The 20,680-nt window shown below is 56.4% G+C and carries 13 protein-coding genes, 1 tRNA gene and 3 rRNA genes; 3 read left to right on the top strand and 14 right to left on the bottom strand.

The features are described 5' to 3' along the window. Nucleotides 1–2: 2 nt before the first annotated feature. From birA to pepQ, 10 genes are all read right to left on the bottom strand, one after another. Nucleotides 3–965, bottom strand: a complete 963-nt coding sequence (birA, locus tag EGY12_RS08545; protein WP_123893144.1) for a bifunctional biotin--[acetyl-CoA-carboxylase] ligase/biotin operon repressor BirA — start codon at nucleotides 963–965, stop codon at nucleotides 3–5. Then, nucleotides 962–1,999, bottom strand: coding sequence for a UDP-N-acetylmuramate dehydrogenase (gene murB / locus EGY12_RS08540; RefSeq protein WP_123893143.1), 1,038 nt, complete (start codon nucleotides 1,997–1,999; stop codon nucleotides 962–964). Before murB ends, birA begins: the two co-directional genes overlap by 4 nt. Nucleotides 2,000–2,376: 377 nt before the next feature. Further along, nucleotides 2,377–2,492, bottom strand: a 5S ribosomal RNA gene (gene rrf, locus EGY12_RS08535). 106 nt (nucleotides 2,493–2,598) lie between these two features. Continuing rightward, nucleotides 2,599–5,505: ribosomal RNA gene (locus EGY12_RS08530) — 23S ribosomal RNA — on the bottom strand. Nucleotides 5,506–5,744: 239 nt separating this feature from the next. Further along, nucleotides 5,745–5,820, bottom strand: a tRNA-Glu gene (locus EGY12_RS08525). A gap of 88 nt (nucleotides 5,821–5,908) precedes the next feature. Beyond that, nucleotides 5,909–7,449: ribosomal RNA gene (locus EGY12_RS08520) — 16S ribosomal RNA — on the bottom strand. Together the 16S, 23S and 5S rRNA genes with 1 tRNA gene alongside form the textbook arrangement of a ribosomal RNA operon. Nucleotides 7,450–7,848: 399 nt before the next feature. After that, nucleotides 7,849–8,382, bottom strand: coding sequence for a menaquinone-dependent protoporphyrinogen IX dehydrogenase (hemG, locus tag EGY12_RS08515; RefSeq protein WP_004934493.1), 534 nt, complete (start codon nucleotides 8,380–8,382; stop codon nucleotides 7,849–7,851). Nucleotides 8,383–8,403: 21 nt separating this feature from the next. Next, nucleotides 8,404–9,855 carry a Trk system potassium transporter TrkH gene (gene trkH / locus EGY12_RS08510; protein ID WP_123893142.1) on the bottom strand — a complete coding sequence of 484 codons (1,452 nt, stop codon included), beginning with the start codon at nucleotides 9,853–9,855 and terminating at the stop codon, nucleotides 8,404–8,406. Nucleotides 9,856–9,890: 35 nt separating this feature from the next. Beyond that, a complete protein-coding gene (locus EGY12_RS08505; RefSeq protein WP_123893141.1) occupies nucleotides 9,891–10,505 on the bottom strand; it encodes an IMPACT family protein in 615 nt (204 codons plus the stop codon). Continuing rightward, complete coding sequence (gene pepQ / locus EGY12_RS08500; RefSeq protein WP_123893140.1) at nucleotides 10,505–11,836, bottom strand: Xaa-Pro dipeptidase; 1,332 nt, start codon at nucleotides 11,834–11,836, stop codon at nucleotides 10,505–10,507. The genes EGY12_RS08505 and pepQ overlap by 1 nt, the downstream gene beginning before the upstream one ends. A 431-nt stretch (nucleotides 11,837–12,267) precedes the next feature. On the opposite strand from pepQ, the gene fadB reads away from it, so the two are divergent. Next, nucleotides 12,268–14,457: a fatty acid oxidation complex subunit alpha FadB gene (gene fadB / locus EGY12_RS08495; protein ID WP_123893139.1), complete on the top strand. Its 2,190-nt coding sequence runs from the start codon at nucleotides 12,268–12,270 to the stop codon at nucleotides 14,455–14,457. Nucleotides 14,458–14,467: 10 nt separating this feature from the next. Next, nucleotides 14,468–15,631: an acetyl-CoA C-acyltransferase FadA gene (gene fadA / locus EGY12_RS08490; protein WP_025304928.1), complete on the top strand. Its 1,164-nt coding sequence runs from the start codon at nucleotides 14,468–14,470 to the stop codon at nucleotides 15,629–15,631. A gap of 172 nt (nucleotides 15,632–15,803) precedes the next feature. On the opposite strand, the gene fre is transcribed toward fadA, so the two are convergent. The 3 genes from fre to pepE form a co-directional block, all read right to left on the bottom strand. Continuing rightward, nucleotides 15,804–16,505, bottom strand: coding sequence for an NAD(P)H-flavin reductase (gene fre / locus EGY12_RS08485; protein WP_123893138.1), 702 nt, complete (start codon nucleotides 16,503–16,505; stop codon nucleotides 15,804–15,806). A 50-nt stretch (nucleotides 16,506–16,555) separates the two neighbouring features. Beyond that, a complete protein-coding gene (ubiD, locus tag EGY12_RS08480; RefSeq protein WP_123893137.1) occupies nucleotides 16,556–18,052 on the bottom strand; it encodes a 4-hydroxy-3-polyprenylbenzoate decarboxylase in 1,497 nt (498 codons plus the stop codon). Between the two features lie 86 nt (nucleotides 18,053–18,138). Beyond that, nucleotides 18,139–18,864: a dipeptidase PepE gene (gene pepE / locus EGY12_RS08475; protein WP_123893136.1), complete on the bottom strand. Its 726-nt coding sequence runs from the start codon at nucleotides 18,862–18,864 to the stop codon at nucleotides 18,139–18,141. 246 nt (nucleotides 18,865–19,110) lie between these two features. Here pepE and rfaH point away from each other — a divergent pair, with 246 nt between their 5' ends. Then, the gene (gene rfaH / locus EGY12_RS08470; protein ID WP_004934466.1) at nucleotides 19,111–19,599 is read left to right on the top strand and encodes a transcription/translation regulatory transformer protein RfaH; all 489 of its coding nucleotides are present in this window, start codon (nucleotides 19,111–19,113) and stop codon (nucleotides 19,597–19,599) included. A 45-nt stretch (nucleotides 19,600–19,644) separates the two neighbouring features. On the opposite strand, the gene hemB is transcribed toward rfaH, so the two are convergent. Then, complete coding sequence (gene hemB, locus EGY12_RS08465; RefSeq protein ID WP_004934463.1) at nucleotides 19,645–20,667, bottom strand: porphobilinogen synthase; 1,023 nt, start codon at nucleotides 20,665–20,667, stop codon at nucleotides 19,645–19,647. Between the last annotated feature and the right edge of the window lie 13 nt (nucleotides 20,668–20,680).

Below are 20,680 nucleotides of genomic sequence, written 5' to 3'. Positions count from 1 at the left end.
GACTATTCCGCGCTGCGCAGCGATATTTCCCCACCGATGAAGGGTTTTATCTCCCCATCTTGTTCCAGCAGCAGTGCGCCCTGCGAGTCGATACCACGGGCGATGCCCACAATTTGCCGTTCGCCAATCAGCAGCTTGACCGGCCTGTCGATGAAGTTATCCAGGGCACGCCAGCGACCGATAAATGGCGCTAGTCCATCTATCTCAAACTGTTTCAACGACTGACGCAGTTCATTGAGCAGGGTTGCCGCCAGCTCATTGCGATCAATCTGAATTCCCGCTTCCTGCAGGTTAATCCAACCCTGGGTAATGGCACTGGCGTTAGTATCCCGCATCGCCAGGTTGATGCCGGCACCGATAACAAGCTGAGCCGCATCGCCGGTTTTTCCTGTCAATTCGACCAGGATCCCCGCCAGTTTGCGATCGTTCAGATAAAGATCGTTAGGCCACTTAACGCGAACGTCCGCCGCCCCAAGACGCTGCAGAACTTCCGCCATCACCATACCAATCACCAGGCTGAGCCCCATGGCCGCAGCCGGACCTTGCTCTAACCGCCAGAACATCGACAGGTATAAATTAGCGCCGAATGGCGAGATCCACTGCCGCCCTCGGCGCCCTCGCCCCGCCTGTTGGTATTCAGCGACGCAGGCGTCACCGGAGTGCAATTCGGCGATGCGGTCCAGCAAGTATTGGTTGGTGGAATCAACCACCGGCAACACGCTTACACGCTTGTCTTCCAGCAGGCTGAGGATGCGCTCGGCTTCCAACAACTGGATGGCACCAGGCAGGCTGTAACCTTTGCCAGGCACGGTAAAGACATCCAGACCCCACTCGCGAATGGTTTGAATATGCTTATTAATCGCAGCACGGCTCATGCCGAGTGACTCACCGAGGTGTTCCCCGGAATGGAATTCGCCATCGGCCAGCAATGCGATCAGTTTTAGCGGCACCTTGGTATCTTTCATGACAGCACCGCCACGGCATTCAGCTCACCGGTCGCGCCAATAAAACGCACCTCAGGCTCCAGCCAGACGCCGAATTTATCGGCCACCGTCTTGCGTACGTGGCGCGCCAGCGCTACCACATCTTGGCTGTGGGCGTTGTCGATGTTCACCAGCACCAGCGCCTGCTGGCGGTGTACCGCTGCACCACCGATACGATATCCTTTCAATTCGCATTGATCGATAAGCCAGCCGGCGGCCAGCTTCACCTGGCCATCCTGCTGTGGATAATGCGGCATGCCGGGATATTTGGCGATGAGTCCTGCGGCTTTCTCTGCGTTCACCAGCGGATTCTTGAAGAAGCTGCCGGCATTGCCGGTTTCACGCGGATCGGGCAGCTTGCTGCGGCGCATGGCGCATACGGATTCAAATACCTGAAGCGGCGTCACCGTGGCGGGATCCAGCTTGGTCAGATCGCCGTAGCTCAATTTAGGGCGCCACTGTTTATTGAGACGCAGACCCAGCCCGACAATGACATGTCCGGTTTGGAAACGGTGTTTGAAAATACTTTCCCGATAGCCGAAACCACACTCGGCAGCCGGAATGCGATCGATGGCGCCGGTAGAGAAGTCCAACAGGTCGACATACTCGCAGACGTCTTTCAATTCGACGCCGTAGGCGCCAATGTTCTGGATAGGCGCGGAGCCGGCCAATCCTGGAATTAGCGCCAGGTTCTCCAGCCCGCAAATCCCGGCCTGCAGCGTATATTGCACCAGATCGTGCCAATTCTCACCGGAGCTGACGTGCAAATACCAAGCATCGCTATCTTCCCGAACGTCGATACCCTTTAGCTGATTCACCATTATCGTGCCCGAAAAATCTTCCAGGAACAGCACGTTGCTACCTTCACCGAGAATCAGCAGCGGTTCCTGACGCTTGCGCGTTTGTTGCCAAACCTTGAGCATCAGCTCAATTCTATCGGCCATGATCAGGTGCGCTGCGTTGACCGGGAGCGCAAACGTATTGTGGTTTTTTAAAGACGCGCTTTCAGTAGACATAACGTTCAGTACCTATACGGAAATAATCTTTTGCCTAGTCTACTCGATTCGAGGCGTCTAGCTAATATTTGTTTTAATTAACGTGAAATTTATCGAGTAATACATTTAAGAATTAAGATTTATCTTTGACATAACCGGATAATTCTCATCAACATCCTAATAAATAGACATTTTTATTATTTAAATAATAATCTGGAGCTATGATTTATATATTGAGCTGACTATTTCTCTGACCAAAATCATTATGCATTCTTATGAAAATAAGCAGCACGTGTCAAAAAAGTTACTTTTTTAAGCAATAAATATTGTCAGGAAGTTTATTTTACGCATAGCAAAAAGCCCCGAACGTCAGTTCAGGGCTTTCGGCTTTATTTGATGCCTGGCAGTGTCCTACTCTCGCATGGGGAGACCCCACACTACCATCGGCGCTACGGCGTTTCACTTCTGAGTTCGGCATGGGGTCAGGTGGGACCACCGCGCTATTGCCGCCAGGCAAATTCTGTTTCATTCCAACCGCTTCACTCTCATGAAGCCATCAGAACCAATCTGTAAACAAGCTGAATATTGTCCTGGTCTCACCAAAACACCTTCGGTGTTGTAAGGTTAAGCCTCACGGATCATTAGTACTGGTTAGCTCAATGCATCGCTGCACTTACACACCCAGCCTATCAACGTCTTAGTCTTAAACGTTCCTTCAGGGGCCTTAAAGGCCCAGGGAAGACTCATCTTGAGGCAAGTTTCGCGCTTAGATGCTTTCAGCGCTTATCTTTTCCGCACTTAGCTACCGGGCAATGCCATTGGCATGACAACCCGAACACCAGTGGTGCGTTCACTCCGGTCCTCTCGTACTAGGAGCAACCCCTCTCAATCTTCCAACGCCCACGGCAGATAGGGACCGAACTGTCTCACGACGTTCTAAACCCAGCTCGCGTACCACTTTAAATGGCGAACAGCCATACCCTTGGGACCTACTTCAGCCCCAGGATGTGATGAGCCGACATCGAGGTGCCAAACACCGCCGTCGATATGAACTCTTGGGCGGTATCAGCCTGTTATCCCCGGAGTACCTTTTATCCGTTGAGCGATGGCCCTTCCATTCAGAACCACCGGATCACTAAGACCTACTTTCGTACCTGCTCGAGCCGTCACTCTCGCAGTCAAGCTAGCTTATGCCTTTGCACTAACCTCACGATGTCCGACCGTGATTAGCTAACCTTCGTGCTCCTCCGTTACTCTTTGGGAGGAGACCGCCCCAGTCAAACTACCCACCAGACACTGTCCTCACCCCGGATCACGGGGCCGAGTTAGAACATCAAACATTAAAGGGTGGTATTTCAAGGATGGCTCCACGCAGACTGGCGTCCACGCTTCAAAGCCTCCCACCTATCCTACACATCAAGGCTCAATGTTCAGTGTCAAGCTATAGTAAAGGTTCACGGGGTCTTTCCGTCTTGCCGCGGGTACACTGCATCTTCACAGCGAGTTCAATTTCACTGAGTCTCGGGTGGAGACAGCCTGGCCATCATTACGCCATTCGTGCAGGTCGGAACTTACCCGACAAGGAATTTCGCTACCTTAGGACCGTTATAGTTACGGCCGCCGTTTACTGGGGCTTCGATCAAGAGCTTCGCCTTGCGGCTGACCCCATCAATTAACCTTCCAGCACCGGGCAGGCGTCACACCGTATACGTCCACTTTCGTGTTTGCACAGTGCTGTGTTTTTATTAAACAGTTGCAGCCAGCTGGTATCTTCGACTGGCTTCAGCTCCATCCGCGAGGGACTTCACCTACATGCCAGCGTGCCTTCTCCCGAAGTTACGGCACCATTTTGCCTAGTTCCTTCACCCGAGTTCTCTCAAGCGCCTTGGTATTCTCTACCTGACCACCTGTGTCGGTTTGGGGTACGATTCAATGTTACCTGGAGCTTAGAGGATTTTCCTGGAAGCAGGGCATCAACTACTTCTGCACCGTAGTGCATCGTCATCACGCCTCAGGGTTGGTATGCAACCGGATTTACCAGGTCACACCCCCTACACGCTTAAACCGGGACAACCGTCGCCCGGCTAGCCTAGCCTTCTCCGTCCCCCCTTCGCAGTAACACCAAGTACAGGAATATTAACCTGTTTCCCATCGACTACGCTTTTCAGCCTCGCCTTAGGGGTCGACTCACCCTGCCCCGATTAACGTTGGACAGGAACCCTTGGTCTTCCGGCGAGCGGGCTTTTCACCCGCTTTATCGTTACTTATGTCAGCATTCGCACTTCTGATACCTCCAGCAACCCTCACAGGCCACCTTCAACGGCTTACAGAACGCTCCCCTACCCAACAACGCCTAAGCGTCGCTGCCGCAGCTTCGGTGCATGGTTTAGCCCCGTTACATCTTCCGCGCAGGCCGACTCGACCAGTGAGCTATTACGCTTTCTTTAAATGATGGCTGCTTCTAAGCCAACATCCTGGCTGTCTATGCCTTCCCACATCGTTTCCCACTTAACCATGACTTTGGGACCTTAGCTGGCGGTCTGGGTTGTTTCCCTCTTCACGACGGACGTTAGCACCCGCCGTGTGTCTCCCGTGATAACATTCTTCGGTATTCGGAGTTTGCATCGGTTTGGTAAGCCGGGATGGCCCCCTAGCCGAAACAGTGCTCTACCCCCGAAGATGAGTTCACGAGGCGCTACCTAAATAGCTTTCGGGGAGAACCAGCTATCTCCCGGTTTGATTGGCCTTTCACCCCCAGCCACAAGTCATCCGCTAATTTTTCAACATTAGTCGGTTCGGTCCTCCAGTTAGTGTTACCCAACCTTCAACCTGCCCATGGCTAGATCACCGGGTTTCGGGTCTATACCTTGCAACTAATCGCCCAGTTAAGACTCGGTTTCCCTACGGCTCCCCTATACGGTTAACCTTGCTACAAAATATAAGTCGCTGACCCATTATACAAAAGGTACGCAGTCACACCACGAAGGTGCTCCCACTGCTTGTACGTACACGGTTTCAGGTTCTATTTCACTCCCCTCGCCGGGGTTCTTTTCGCCTTTCCCTCACGGTACTGGTTCACTATCGGTCAGTCAGGAGTATTTAGCCTTGGAGGATGGTCCCCCCATATTCAGACAGGATGTCACGTGTCCCGCCCTACTCATCGAACTCACGACCTGTGCATTTTAGTGTACGGGGCTATCACCCTTTGCTGCGCGACTTTCCAGACGCTTCCACTAACACACAAGCCGATTCAGGTTCTGGGCTCCTCCCCGTTCGCTCGCCGCTACTGGGGAATCTCGGTTGATTTCTTTTCCTCGGGGTACTTAGATGTTTCAGTTCCCCCGGTTCGCCTCATGCCACTATGTATTCATGACATGATAGTGTGTCGAAACACACTGGGTTTCCCCATTCGGGTATCGCCGGTTATAACGGTTCATATCACCTTACCGACGCTTTTCGCAGATTAGCACGCCCTTCATCGCCTCTGACTGCCTAGGCATCCACCGTGTACGCTTAGTCACTTAACCTCACAACCCGAAGATGTTTCCATCGTTCGCGCTGCAAACATTTGAGAGACTCTATGACAGGTTACTCTTTATCCCAGTACATCTACGGAGGGACAAATTTCAGCCGTCATGTTTCAATTTTCAGCTTGTTCCAGATTGTTAAAGAGCAATATCTTAAACATGACTCGAAAGTCATCTTTAAGATATGGTGTATCGTCAGATACTGAGGACCGCCGCTTTCACCGGGTGGGTCGGAAGCTTGGCGTCCCCTAGGGGATTCGAACCCCTGTTACCGCCGTGAAAGGGCGGTGTCCTAGGCCTCTAGACGAAGGGGACACGACACCGTACTTTTATGACGCTTTTGCTCGTTACTTTTTCATCAGACAATCTGTGTGAGCACGCCACTCGAATCAATATCTTTAGGTAAGGAGGTGATCCAACCGCAGGTTCCCCTACGGTTACCTTGTTACGACTTCACCCCAGTCATGAATCACAAAGTGGTAAGCGCCCTCCCGAAGGTTAAGCTACCTACTTCTTTTGCAACCCACTCCCATGGTGTGACGGGCGGTGTGTACAAGGCCCGGGAACGTATTCACCGTAGCATTCTGATCTACGATTACTAGCGATTCCGACTTCATGGAGTCGAGTTGCAGACTCCAATCCGGACTACGACATACTTTATGAGGTCCGCTTGCTCTCGCGAGGTCGCTTCTCTTTGTATATGCCATTGTAGCACGTGTGTAGCCCTACTCGTAAGGGCCATGATGACTTGACGTCATCCCCACCTTCCTCCAGTTTATCACTGGCAGTCTCCTTTGAGTTCCCGGCCGAACCGCTGGCAACAAAGGATAAGGGTTGCGCTCGTTGCGGGACTTAACCCAACATTTCACAACACGAGCTGACGACAGCCATGCAGCACCTGTCTCAGAGTTCCCGAAGGCACCAATCCATCTCTGGAAAGTTCTCTGGATGTCAAGAGTAGGTAAGGTTCTTCGCGTTGCATCGAATTAAACCACATGCTCCACCGCTTGTGCGGGCCCCCGTCAATTCATTTGAGTTTTAACCTTGCGGCCGTACTCCCCAGGCGGTCGATTTAACGCGTTAGCTCCGGAAGCCACGCCTCAAGGGCACAACCTCCAAATCGACATCGTTTACAGCGTGGACTACCAGGGTATCTAATCCTGTTTGCTCCCCACGCTTTCGCACCTGAGCGTCAGTCTTCGTCCAGGGGGCCGCCTTCGCCACCGGTATTCCTCCAGATCTCTACGCATTTCACCGCTACACCTGGAATTCTACCCCCTCTACGAGACTCTAGCTTGCCAGTTTCAAATGCAGTTCCCAGGTTGAGCCCGGGGATTTCACATCTGACTTAACAAACCGCCTGCGTGCGCTTTACGCCCAGTAATTCCGATTAACGCTTGCACCCTCCGTATTACCGCGGCTGCTGGCACGGAGTTAGCCGGTGCTTCTTCTGCGAGTAACGTCAATTGATGAACGTATTAAGTTCACCACCTTCCTCCTCGCTGAAAGTGCTTTACAACCCGAAGGCCTTCTTCACACACGCGGCATGGCTGCATCAGGCTTGCGCCCATTGTGCAATATTCCCCACTGCTGCCTCCCGTAGGAGTCTGGACCGTGTCTCAGTTCCAGTGTGGCTGGTCATCCTCTCAGACCAGCTAGGGATCGTCGCCTAGGTGAGCCATTACCCCACCTACTAGCTAATCCCATCTGGGCACATCTGATGGCAAGAGGCCCGAAGGTCCCCCTCTTTGGTCTTGCGACGTTATGCGGTATTAGCTACCGTTTCCAGTAGTTATCCCCCTCCATCAGGCAGTTTCCCAGACATTACTCACCCGTCCGCCGCTCGTCACCCAGGGAGCAAGCTCCCCTGTGCTACCGCTCGACTTGCATGTGTTAAGCCTGCCGCCAGCGTTCAATCTGAGCCATGATCAAACTCTTCAATTAAAAGCTTGATTTGCTTCCACTCGAGAAGCGATGCTCAAAGATTTACTGCATGAATTTTACTTCAGTTAGTCACTCTTCAAGACTTGATATTTTTTTGCATCCGAAGATGCTGGATATCGTCTTGTGGAGTGCCCACACAGATTGTCTGATAAATTGTTAAAGAGCAGTGAGTTAGGCGCTTTCGCTTGCTAACTCGAGGTGGCGTATATTACGCTTTTCACCCGGAGAGTCAAGCGTTTATTTCGCTTTCCTCTCGCTGACCCGGCGGCTTTTCAGTCGTTGTTCCCGGTCAGTGGAGGCGCATTATAGGGAGTTCTCGGCGGGCCGCAACCCCTAAATGCAAAAAACTTTTCAAGCGCGGATTTTTTCGGCAAAACGCTGGCCAAACCCGCGTTTTTGTCACTTTTCGTACTGGATCTGGCTAAATTCCTGGGCGAAACGATCAACCTGCTGCCAATCTGTGTACTCTACTTCCTTACTGGTATCCGTTTCACCGCCCGTCATACGCATAATAAATTGAATCATGATGCGATCGAACCAGCGATAGCGAGGATAACGCAATGCGCCGGCAAACACCGCGCACTGTTTTGGCTGCCACGGCGACGCCAGCAGGAACTTGCGGGTATAAGCGTTGGTTTGCGGCGAGCGCTTTTCCGGTTTACGCGCGGTCAGGTTCACGGCAAAGAACGCGCTCGGCATTCGATTCAGTTGCTCTGCATGGCGCTTGACGAATTTATCCAGCACCGGGTTAAAGTGCCCGTAACGGATAGAAGCGCCGATCATCACCTGCTGATACTGACTAAGGTCGACCTGTTCCGCCTGCAACAGATCTATCACCTCACAACGCAGTGTGTCCTGCAACTTGCTTGCTATATAAGAAGCGATAGCACGTGTTTGCCCGTCACGGCTCGAATAAAGTATCAATGCCTTCATGGCATACTCCTTATATCAGGCTCACTCACGCCAGAACGTTGGCGTGAACAGCACCAGCAATGTAAACACTTCCAGGCGCCCGAACAGCATCGTCACCACCAGGATCCACTTGGCCGCCGCCGGCATCGTGGTGAAGTTATCCGCCACCACGCCCAGACCTGGGCCAAGGTTATTGAGCGTTGCCGTTACTGCGGCAAACGCGGAAAAGTCGTCAACGCCGGTCGCAATGATCGCAAGCATACTGACGATAAACACCAGCGCATAGGCAGAGAAGAATCCCCACACCGCTTCCAGAATGCGTTCCGGCAGCGCGCGGTTGCCCAATTTGATGGTATAGACCGCGTTGGGGTGCACCAGCCTTTTCAACTCGCGCGAGCCCTGCAGGTACAACAGCAGGATGCGAATCACTTTCAAGCCGCCGCCGGTCGAGCCGGCGCAGCCACCGATGAACGCCGAGCACAGCAACAGCATCGGCAGAAACAGCGGCCACTTGGCGATGCTGTCGGTCGTAAAACCGGCCGTGGTCGCCATCGATACCACCTGAAAGAACGCCTGGTTGAGCGTTTCCATACCGCTCTTATAAACGCCATGTCCCCATAGCACCAACGTGCACACCACCACCAGCGTCAACTGAACGAAGATGAACATGCGGAATTCAGGATCGCGCCCATACACCTTCAAACTGCGGCCACTTAGCAAAGCGAAGTGCAGGCCGTAGTTACAGCCCGAAATCAGCAGGAACACGGCGATGATGGTGTTGATGGTCGGACTGGCGTAATAACCGATACTGGCGTCGTGAGTAGAAAAACCGCCGATGGCGATGGTCGAGAAACTGTGGCCGATAGCGTCGAATACCGACATCCCGGCGCCCCAAAGCGCCAGCGCACAGGCGACGGTCAGTAACACATAGATCAGCCACAGGGTTTTGGCGGTTTCGGCGATACGTGGACGCATCTTGTTATCTTTCAGCGGTCCGGGCATTTCCGCCCGATACAGCTGCATGCCACCGACGCCGAGTATCGGCAGTATCGCCACCGCCAACACGATGATCCCCATGCCGCCCATCCACTGCAGCATTTGGCGATAGAACAGAATGGCCTTCGGCAACGAATCCAACCCCACCAGCGTCGTCGCACCGGTAGTCGTCAGCCCCGAGAAGGATTCAAAGAAAGCGTCGGTCAGCGACAAGTTAGGCCGCTCAGCAAACAGGAACGGCAATGCCCCGACGCTGCCCAGCACGGTCCAGAACAACACGACGATCAGAAAACCTTCACGCGGCTTCAGCTCGTGTTTCTGTTTGCGGTTCGGCCACCACAGCATCAGGCCGATAGTCAGCGCCACGAAGAAGGTTTGGCTGAACGCGCGCCCCGCCCCATCGCGGTAAATCAATGCCACCAGGCCGGGAATAAACATCGTCCCGGAGAACAGGATGACCAGCAGACCAACGATACGGGTTATGGCGCGAAAATGCATTTCAGCACGATCCTTAACAATTCAATTGGGAGGAATTATTGCGAAATGGGGGTTAATTGCAAATTACCGCGACTGAGATCACGCAATTTATTTCCAAACAGCTCGACCTCGGTGGCCGGCAACGCCAGATGTAGTACGACGGCAGCGCCGTATTCGCCCTGTAGGATCCGACCTGCAGTTTGCTGCAGCAAGTTCTCCACCAACGCCAACTGCGCATAGTCGCACTGCAAGATATATTCGGCTTCCGGCACCTTTTGTGCCAACGCCAACTGCCTCAATGCCTGTTGCACACCGTTGCCATAGGCTTTCACCAACCCGCCGGTGCCCAGCTTGACGCCGCCGTAGTAACGAACGACCACGGCGGTCACTTCGCCGATACCGCTGCCCATCAGCTGCGCAAGGATCGGTTTGCCGGCGGTGCCCGACGGTTCTCCGTCGTCGGAAAACCCCAGCTGCTGCGAGTCATCGGGGCTGCCGGCAACGAAAGCCCAACAGTGGTGCCGCGCCGCCGGATGCTCATCCCGCACCTGCTGAATAAACGCTTTTGCCGCTTCTACCCCGCTGGTCGGCGCCAGCAGGGTGATAAAACGGCTCTTCTTTATCTCTTCGGTAAAGCTGGTTGCTTCCGCCGGTATCGGGTACGGCCGCATCAGGCCAGGTTCAGATCGCGCGTCATGTTCTCGATGCGCTTTTCGTGGATCACGATGTTGTCTTCGATACGGATGCCACCATACGGCTTCAGCGCATCGATGCGATCCCAGGCGAAGTGCTGCTTGAACTCACCGCTGCGCCACGGCGCCAACAGCGATTCGATGAAGTACAGACCCGGCTCGATAGTCAACACCATGCCCGGCTGCAACACACGGGTGCAACGCAGGAACGGATACTTGGACGGCGCCGCCAGATGGGTGCCCTGCTCGTCCTGCATAAAGCCGGCGGCATCGTGCACCTGCAGGCCCAACGGATGGCCCAGCCCGTGCGGCAGGAACGGCGTAGTGATGCCCGTTTCCACCATCGCCTCTTCGCTGAGGCCGCTCACCAACTTGTGAGTCTTGAGCAACTTGGCGATGCGCTGGTGCATCTGCACATGGTAGTCGGTATAGCGCACGCCGGTCTTGATGGTATCGATCAGCGCCAGCTGTTCAGCGTTAAGATCTTTCACCAGGTGGGCGAACTCGCTGCCGCTTTGCGCCGCGTAGGTGCGGGTCAGATCGGCGGCGTAGCCGTTATATTCTGCACCAGCGTCGATCAGGAAACTCAGGGATTCGGCCGGCGGTTGGTGATCCAGCTTGGTGTAATGCAGTACCGAAGCATGTTCATTCAGCGCCACGATGTTGTCGTAAGGCACATCGGTATCGCGGTGGCCGGTCGCCGTCAGGTAGGCCAGGTTGATGTCGAACTCGCTCATGCCGGAGAGGAAGGCCTCATGCGCCGCGCGATGGCCGGTTACCGCCGTTTTCTGCGCTTCGCGCATGCAGGCCAACTCATAGCCGGTTTTGATCGAACGGTGGAAATCCAGGTAGTTCAACACCGCCTTCGGGTTGATGTTCTCAGAAGGGATGCCGAGATCGCGGGCGCGCTGTTGCGCATAACCGATATAGCCGACGCGCTCACGCTGCGGCGGCAGCTGCTGGGAGATGGCGTCGGCGTTAGCCAGCGGCATCAATTCAAGGGACTTGGTCCAGAAACTGTCCGGCAGCGGCTCTACGCTGTGCCAATAGTCGACCGGAGAATAGAACCACAGCTTCGGCTTGTTGACGCCGTCGATCCACAGCCAACAGTTCGGCACCGACGTCACCGGCACCCAGGCTTTGAAATGCGCGTTCACTTTGAACGGATAGCTATGGTCGTCCAAAAATACCTTTTGCAGTTCCCCGGAGTGAATCAGCAGCGCATCCAACTTGTTGCGCTCCAGCACTTCACGCGCGCGTTTTTGCAACTCTGCCAGGTGGTCGTTATACAAAGAAGCCAGCGTTTCCATCTACAGTACCCTTATGCCTTAGCACGAAAGAAGCCATCTTAACACAGCGCTCCGGCGCACCAACCTCATCGCGTTGGGCATGCGGAGCAGCTCGCAATTCCCTGCAAATGCCGTTACATCCGCAGGTTAACCCTTAGCCAGCCAAGCGCCATCGTCAGTCCTGCATCGTCGTCGCCATGACACACGCCGCCTGATCCGTACGTTACCCGGCCAAATGCTAAATCGCTGCAGGCAAGTGTATGGGGGCCCACAAACGCCAGCAAATGCCGATAGCACATAAAATATAACTTCGTTTTAAATCAAAAAACTAACTTGGTGAGATGTGATCAGACCAGCAAATATGCAATCTCTCATTTGCATATTTTTAACATAAAAACCACACTCCTCATCATCTGGTCATACCAGATCATACGCTGATTCAGGAGATAGACATGCTCTACCAAGGCGAAACATTACAACTGCACTGGCTCGATAACGGCATCGCCGAGCTGGTGTTCAACGCACCGGGCTCGGTCAACAAGCTGGACACCCGCACCGTCGCCAGCCTGGGCGAAGCGCTCACCGTGCTGGAAAACCAGCCCGAGTTGAAGGGGCTGTTGCTGCGCTCCTCCAAAGCCGCGTTTATCGTCGGCGCCGATATCACCGAATTCCTGTCTCTGTTCGCCGCACCTGCTGAAAAGCTGCAAGAGTGGCTGGTGTTCGCCAACAACGTCTTTAATCGGCTGGAAGATTTGCCGGTACCAACCATTTCGGCCATTAACGGCTATGCGCTCGGCGGCGGTTGCGAATGCATTCTGGCGACCGATTTCCGCGTCGCCTCACCGGACGCGCGCATTGGCCTGCCGGAAACCAAATTGGGCATCATGCCGGGCTTCGGCGGTTCCGTCCGCCTGCCGCGCCTGCTGGGTAACGACAGCGCGCTGGAAATCATCGCCGCCGGCAAAGACGTCAGCGCCAAAGACGCGTTGAAAGTCGGCCTGGTGGATGCGGTGGTAGCACCGGAAAAACTGGCCGAAGCGGCGCTCAAAATGCTGCAACAGGCGATCGAAGGCAAGCTGGACTGGCGTGCAGCGCGTCAACCTAAGCTGGAGCCGCTGAAGCTCAGCCCGATTGAAGCGGCGATGAGCTTCACCACCGCCAAAGGCATGGTGCTGCAAACCGCCGGTAAACACTACCCGGCGCCGATGACTGCGGTGAAGACCATTGAAGCCGCCGCCAAGCTGGGCCGTGATGAAGCGTTGAAACTGGAAACCGCCAGCTTCGTGCCGTTGGCACGCTCCAACGAAGCGCGCGCGCTGGTCGGCATTTTCCTCAACGATCAGTTCGTGAAGGGCCAGGCGAAAAAGCTGGCCAAGAATGTGGATGCGCCGAAACAGGCGGCGGTGCTGGGCGCCGGCATCATGGGCGGCGGCATCGCTTACCAATCGGCGCTGAAAGGCGTGCCGGTGATCATGAAAGACATCAGCGACAAGTCGCTGATGCTGGGCATGGGCGAAGCGGCCAAGCTGCTCAATAAGCAACTGGAGCGCGGCAAGCTGGATGGCCTGAAAATGGCGCAGGTGCTGTCGACCATTCAGCCGACGCTGGACTACGCCGGTATCGAGCGCGCGCAGGTGATCGTTGAAGCGGTCGTCGAGAATCCGAAGGTCAAAGCCGCCGTGCTGTCGGAAGTGGAAAACCTGATCGGTGAAGACACCGTTCTGGCGTCGAACACCTCGACCATTCCGATTAATCACCTGGCAAAATCGCTGAAGCGCCCGCAAAACTTCTGCGGCATGCACTTCTTTAACCCGGTGCACCGCATGCCGCTGGTTGAGATCATCCGCGGCGAACAGACCAGCGACGACACCATCGCCAAAGTGGTGGCCTACGCCAGCCGCATGGGCAAAACGCCGATCGTGGTGAACGACTGCCCGGGCTTCTTCGTCAACCGCGTGCTGTTCCCGTATTTCGCCGGTTTCAGCCTGCTGCTGCGCGACGGCGCCGACTTCCGTCAGATCGATAAAGTGATGGAAAAACAGTTCGGCTGGCCGATGGGCCCGGCCTACCTGCTCGACGTCGTGGGCATCGACACTGCGCACCACGCGCAGGCGGTAATGGCCGCCGGCTTCCCGGATCGCATGAGCAAAGACTATCGCGATGCCATTGACGTGATGTTCGACAACCAGCGCTTCGGTCAGAAAAATCAGCTGGGCTTCTACCGTTACAGTCAGGACAGCAAAGGCAAACCGCGCAAGGACAACGACGAGCAGACCGACGCGCTGCTGGCCGAAGTGAGCCAACCGCGCCAGACCATCAGCGACGAAGAAATCATCGCACGCATGATGATCCCAATGATCAACGAAGTGGTCCGTTGCCTGGAGGAGAAGATCGTCGCCAGCCCGGCGGAAGCCGATATGGCGCTGGTCTACGGCATCGGCTTCCCTCCGTTCCACGGCGGCGCGTTCCGCTACCTGGATACGCTCGGCACCGCCAACTACGTTGAGCTGGCCCAGCGTTACGCACACCTCGGCGCCCTGTATCAGGTGCCGGCCGGCCTGCGCGCCAAGGCCGAACGCAATGAAAGCTACTACCCGGTGGCGACACCGCTGTCCGACGTCGCTACCCGCCAACCGGCATGAGGTCATAAAGATGGAAAACGTAGTTATTGTTGATGCCGTACGCACACCGATGGGCCGTTCCAAGGGCGGCGCCTTCCGCCAGGTACGCGCCGAAGATCTCTCCGCTCACCTGATGCGCGAAGTGCTGAGCCGCAACCCGGCGCTGGACGCCGCCGAGATCGATGACATTTACTGGGGCTGCGTGCAGCAGACGCTGGAACAAGGCTTCAACATCGCCCGCAACGCCGCGCTGCTGGCCGAGATCCCGCACCGCGTTCCGGCGGTGACCGTCAACCGCCTGTGCGGCTCTTCGATGCAGGCGCTGCACGACGCGGCGCGCGCCATCATGGTTGGCGACGCGCACGTCAGCCTGATCGGCGGCGTGGAACACATGGGCCATGTGCCGATGAACCACGGCGTGGATTTCCATCCGGGGCTGAGCCGCAGCGTGGCCAAAGCCGCCGGGATGATGGGTCTGACCGCCGAAATGCTGGCCAAGATGCACAATATCAGCCGCCAGATGCAGGATGAGTTCGCCGCCCGCTCCCACCAGCGCGCGCATGCGGCGACGCTGGCGGGTTACTTTAAAAACGAGATCATACCGACCAACGGCCACGACGCCGACGGCGTGCTGACCCGTTATGATTTCGATGAAGTCATTCGCCCGGAAACCACCGTCGAAAGCCTGTCGGCCCTGCGTCCGGCGTTCGATCCGGTCAACGGCACCGTCACCGCCGGCAGTTCCTCCGCTCTGTCGGACGGCGCTTCCGCCATGCTGCTGATGAGCGAATCGCGCGCCAAAGCGCTCGGTTTGAAGGCCCGCGCCCGCATCCGCTCGATGGCGGTCGTCGGCTGCGATCCTTCCATCATGGGTTACGGCCCGGTGCCGGCCAGCAAGCTGGCGCTGAAACGCGCCGGCCTGAGCGTGCAGGACATCGATCTGTTCGAGCTGAACGAGGCATTCGCCGCTCAGTCGCTACCGTGCATCAAGGATCTGGGGTTGATGGACAGCATCGACGACAAGATCAACCTGAACGGCGGCGCCATCGCGCTCGGCCACCCGCTGGGTTGTTCAGGCTCCCGCATCTCGACCACCCTGTTGAACAACATGGAACGTCGCGACGCGCAGTTCGGCCTGGCGACCATGTGCATCGGCCTGGGCCAGGGCATCGCCACCGTCTTTGAACGCGTTTAGCTGTGTCTATCTTGGGATGACCGCGTCACCACTTCAAATCGCGGCATCCCGCCAAGTTTAGTTGCCGTTCTTCCCGCCTGTCAGGGGCGGGTTTTTTATGCCTGCAGTTTGCCGGCGCCCAAATAAAAACGGGGCGACCCTCGGCCACCCCGCTCCCTGCGCATCGCATCGATCAGATAAACGAAAACGCATCGCCGAACATATGCGCTTCCAGCGCGCCGCGCTCGGCGCAGAAACGCTCACGGGCAATTTTCGCCATCTCGAAACGCCCGGCGATATAAATGTCATGCTCCGCCAGCGTACCGAAATCCTGCAGCACCGCGCTGAGCACGGTGCCGCTGCGGCCGCGCCACTCGGCTTCCGGCTGCTCGACCACCGGGATCACCTTCAGATTCGGATGCTGCAACGACAGCGCTTCCAGCTCGCTCAAGTCGTACAGGTGCTTCAGCTCACGCCCACCCCAGTAGATCGAAATATCGCGATTGGGCTGCTGCTCCAACGCGGTCAACAAGATTGAACGCGCGTAAGAGAAACCGGTGCCGCCGGCGATCAGCACCAGCGGACGGCTGCCCTCTTCACGCAGCCAGGCATCGCCGTGCGGCACGTCGACGGTGATCGCCTGCTCTTTCAGAATGCGATCCATCACCGCCATGGCGTACAGATTCAGCTCCGAAGCGCCAATATGCAGCTCAATGTAATCTTGCTGCGTCGGGGTAGATGCCAACGAGAACGGGCGCTTGTCGCGCTCGTCCATCACCACCATCAGATATTGCCCTGCCTTGAAAGAAAACGGCTGTTCGGGTACCAGACGTACCCGATAAACCGTATCGGTAATGGCCTCTACCGAGGTCACTTTACAGCTCAATATTGTCATGCGTTCCCTCTGTCGGGTCATCAATGCAAAGCTGAGAACAGGGCCTGACGCTATAGCGTCGGTTCCCTGTCACTGAAGATTGCGAGCTCATCCCAGATTTCGTCGACGCGCGCACGTACCTTTTCATCCATCTGAATCGGACGGCCCCATTCGCGATCGGTTTCACCCGGCCATTTATTGGTGGCGTCCAGCCCCATCTTCGAACCCAGGCCGGAAACCGGCGAGGCGAAGTCCAGATAGTCGATCGGCGTATTCTCCACCAGAACGGTATCCCTTGCCGGATCCATTCGCGTGGTGATCGCCCAAATCACGTCGTTCCAGTCGCGCGCATTAACGTCGTCGTCACAGACGATAACAAATTTTGTGTACATAAACTGCCGCAGGAACGACCAGACGCCCATCATTACGCGTTTAGCGTGGCCGGCGTACTGTTTTTTCATGGTCACTACCGCCAGCCGGTACGAGCACCCTTCCGGCGGCAGATAGAAATCGACGATTTCCGGAAACTGCTTTTGCAGGATCGGCACGAACACTTCATTCAGCGCCACACCCAGGATCGCCGGCTCATCCGGCGGGCGGCCGGTGTAGGTCGAGTGGTAGATGGCGTTACGGCGTTGGGTGATGTGGGTGACGGTGAACACCGGGAACTGGTCGATTTCATTGTAGTAACCGGTGTGGTCGCCGTACGGGCCTTCCGGCGCCATTTCACCCGGTTCGATATAGCCTTCCAGCACGATTTCGGCGCTGGCTGGCACTTCCAGATCGTTGGAAAGGCACTTGACCACTTCGGTTTTATTGCCGCGCAGCAGCCCGGCAAAGGCGTATTCAGACAGGGTGTCCGGCACCGGCGTAACCGCACCGAGGATGGTGGCGGGATCGGCGCCCAACGCCACCGCAACCGGGAAACGCTCGCCGGGATGTGCCTGGCACCACTCCTGATAATCCAGCGCGCCGCCGCGATGCGACAGCCAGCGCATGATCACTTTGTTCTTGCCCAGCACCTGTTGGCGATAGATGCCGAGGTTTTGTCGTTCCTTATGCGGGCCGCGGGTGACCGTCAGTCCCCAGGTGATCAGCGGCGCGGCGTCTTCCGGCCAGCAGTGCATCACAGGAATACGGCCCAGATCGACATCCTCGCCCTGCCATACCTGCTCCTGACAAGGCGCGGAACCCAGCACCTTGGTCGGCATGTTCAACACCTGCTTGAACTTCGGCATTTTGTCGAACAGATCGCGGAAGCCTTTCGGCGGCTCCGGCTCTTTGAGGAACGCCAGCAGTTTGCCGACTTCGCGCAGCGCGCCGATGTCTTCCTGCCCCATGCCCATCGCCACGCGATTGGCGGTGCCGAACAGGTTGCACAGCACCGGCATGTCGTACCCTTTCGGTTTTTCAAACAGCAATGCCGGGCCGCCCGCCCGCAAGGTGCGATCGGCAATCTCCGTCATTTCCAGGTAAGGATCGATCGGCTGGCTGATGCGTTTTAGTTCCCCTCTCTTCTCCAGCAACGAGAGGAAATCGCGTAAGTCACGGTATTTCATGCTGATCATTATAACGGCCTGTGGGGAGGGCATTATAAGCCCTCTTCACGGTTGTTGCTGCAATTTTGTTAACGCCGCCCGCTGCAGGGTAGCCCTCAGCCGCAGTTGAACGGCACCAGCGTGGCCAGCGCACGCGTATCCTGATATTCGCGCGTCTCCTCGCCGTGGCGGAACACCTTGAAGCCCTGCCCGTTAGCGCTGAAGTAACGCAGCTCATTGCCTTCAACGTGCAGCAGGCTGCCTTCTCGCAGCGCCACCACCGATTCGCTCGGGTTGATCGCACAGAACTCCGCCAGGCGCTCGTCACGGGTTTCACCCATGTGGCCGCTGATATGCGCGTCGATGTAATGCGGATTGATCTGCACCGGGAACAGCCCCAGCGCCGGCAGCACCACACTGCTGCGCACCGGCATGTCATTGGTGGTGCGAATGCTCGGCGTGGCCACGTTGCAACCGGCGCTCCAGCCGACGTAGGGCACTTCACGCTCGCGCACTGCGCGCTGGATAGGCACGATCAGGCCTTGCTCGTGCAGCATCTGGTTCAGCAACCAGGTATTGCCGCCGCTGACCAAAATGCATTCCGCCTGCGCGATCGCCGCCGCCGGCGAAGCGGCGTGGTGGATACTGGTAACTTCAATGCCCAGCGTTTGCGCCAGTTCCTGCGCACGCTGGTCGTAGTCGTAACGGATCAGGGCGTAAGGGATAAAGACGGCGGATTTGATGCCGCGACGCGCAATCATCGCCAGCAGTTGGCTTTTGGCGTACCCCAGCAACTCGGCTTCGCCAGACAGCTTGCCGTTACTCAACAGAAACAGCTCCATTTCTCTTCCCCTCGGTCAAAAACGATGAATAGCGTCACAGCCGGTAATGCAACGCCTTGCCATACTGTGACGGTAACAAATTTTTAGCCCTCTGTTATACCAGCGCCGTATCGATAAGTGTGTGACCCTTCGCTAATAGCCAAAAATTCATAGAGATAGGTGATATTACACGCTGAAACTTGCATCACTATGTATCCGGAAGAGCTTTTGATATGCTTACCGGCTGGCAGAAAGGCATGTGAAATTATGGAATCCTGGTATCTACTTTATTGCAAACGCGGTCAGCTGTTGCGGGCGCAGGAACATTTGGAACGGCAGCAGGTAAACTGCCTCAGCCCGATCATCACGCTAGAAAAGATCGTACGCGGCAAGCGCATCGCGGTCAGCGAACCCCTGTTTCCCAACTATCTGTTTGTGGAGTTCGACCCGGAGCGCATTCACACCACCACCATCAGCGCCACCCGCGGCGTCAGCCACTTCGTGCGCTTCGGCGCGTTGCCGAGCGTCATACCGAGCAAGGTGATCGATGAGCTGCGCACGCACGCCAGCGAAACCTATGTCGATCCGGAAACCCCACAGCCGGGGGATACCGTCCTGATCGTCGACGGCGTGTTCGAAGGGCTGCAGGCAATCTACACCGAGCCGGACGGCGAGGCACGTTCCATGTTGTTGCTGAACCTGATCAACAAACAGGTCAGTCAAAGCATCGACAACCGACAGTTCCAGAAGATGTAATGCAAAAGGCGCCCTCAGGCGCCTTTTTGTTGACTCACTTTGCGCTTAACGACGCATCGCGTCGTCGTGCAGCCACTGGGCGACACGCTTGGCGAAGTAGGTCAGCACGCCGTCGGCGCCGGCGCGTTTGAAGCACATCAACGACTCCATTACCGCAGGCTGCTCCTGCAGCCAGCCGTTCTGAATCGCCGCCATATGCATGGCGTACTCGCCGGACACCTGATAAGCGAAGGTTGGCACGCCGAAGGTATCCTTCACGCGGCGCACGACGTCCAGGTACGGCATGCCCGGTTTCACCATCACCATGTCCGCGCCTTCCTGCAGATCCTGTGCAATCTCCTGCAGCGCTTCATCACTGTTGGCCGGATCCATCTGATAGGTCTTCTTGTTGCCGCCCTTCAGATTGCCGCTGGAGCCCAGCGCATCGCGGAACGGGCCGTAGTAACAGGAAGCATATTTGGCGGAATAGGCCATGATCTGGGTATTCACCAGGCCCTGCAATTCCAGACGATCGCGGATCGCCCCGATGCGGCCGTCCATCATGTCGCTCGGCGCCACGATTTCCGCCCCCGCTTCGGCATGGGACAGCGCCTGACGCACCAGAATGTCTTTGGTCACGTCGTTAATCACATAACCCTGTTCATCGATCACCCCGTCCTGCCCATGGGTGGTGTAGGGATCGAGCGCTACGTCAGTCAGAATGCCCAGCTCAGGCACCGCGTCTTTCAGCGCACGCACCGTGCGCTGTACCAGACCTTCCGGGTTATAGGCCTCTTCCGCATGCAGCGATTTCAAGCTCGGTTCGATCACCGGGAACAGGGAGATCACCGGCACGCCGAGTTTGGCGATGGTTTCCGCTTCCTTGACCAGCAGATCGATCGTCATGCGCGATACGCCCGGCATCGAGGCAACTTCTTCCTGACGGTTGCTGCCTTCCATGACAAACACCGGATAAATCAGGTCGTTTACCGTCAGTTGGTTCTCGGCGACCAAGCGGCGGCTGAAGTCATGACGGCGCACGCGGCGCATACGGCGACCAGGGAAGGTGCCCGGAAATGCATAGCTCATAGTTTTCTCCTAG

The organism is Serratia sp. FDAARGOS_506, assembly GCF_003812745.1.
Taxonomy (GTDB): Bacteria; Pseudomonadota; Gammaproteobacteria; order Enterobacterales; family Enterobacteriaceae; genus Serratia.
This window is presented reverse-complemented; position numbering and strand designations above follow the sequence as displayed.

Bases quoted from the DNA above. Each gene is read 5' to 3' on its own strand.
- fadA (WP_025304928.1), top strand. From the start codon at position 14,468: ATGGAAAACGTAGTTATTGTTGATGCCGTACGCACACCGATGGGCCGT.
- murB (WP_123893143.1), bottom strand. From the start codon at position 1,999: ATGTCTACTGAAAGCGCGTCTTTAAAAAACCACAATACGTTTGCGCTC.
- pepE (WP_123893136.1), bottom strand. From the start codon at position 18,864: ATGGAGCTGTTTCTGTTGAGTAACGGCAAGCTGTCTGGCGAAGCCGAG.
- birA (WP_123893144.1), bottom strand. From the start codon at position 965: ATGAAAGATACCAAGGTGCCGCTAAAACTGATCGCATTGCTGGCCGAT.
- pepQ (WP_123893140.1), bottom strand. From the start codon at position 11,836: ATGGAAACGCTGGCTTCTTTGTATAACGACCACCTGGCAGAGTTGCAA.
- trkH (WP_123893142.1), bottom strand. From the start codon at position 9,855: ATGCATTTTCGCGCCATAACCCGTATCGTTGGTCTGCTGGTCATCCTG.
- hemG (WP_004934493.1), bottom strand. From the start codon at position 8,382: ATGAAGGCATTGATACTTTATTCGAGCCGTGACGGGCAAACACGTGCT.
- fadB (WP_123893139.1), top strand. From the start codon at position 12,268: ATGCTCTACCAAGGCGAAACATTACAACTGCACTGGCTCGATAACGGC.
- ubiD (WP_123893137.1), bottom strand. From the start codon at position 18,052: ATGATCAGCATGAAATACCGTGACTTACGCGATTTCCTCTCGTTGCTG.
- fre (WP_123893138.1), bottom strand. From the start codon at position 16,505: ATGACAATATTGAGCTGTAAAGTGACCTCGGTAGAGGCCATTACCGAT.
- hemB (WP_004934463.1), bottom strand. From the start codon at position 20,667: ATGAGCTATGCATTTCCGGGCACCTTCCCTGGTCGCCGTATGCGCCGC.
- rfaH (WP_004934466.1), top strand. From the start codon at position 19,111: ATGGAATCCTGGTATCTACTTTATTGCAAACGCGGTCAGCTGTTGCGG.
- EGY12_RS08505 (WP_123893141.1), bottom strand. From the start codon at position 10,505: ATGCGGCCGTACCCGATACCGGCGGAAGCAACCAGCTTTACCGAAGAG.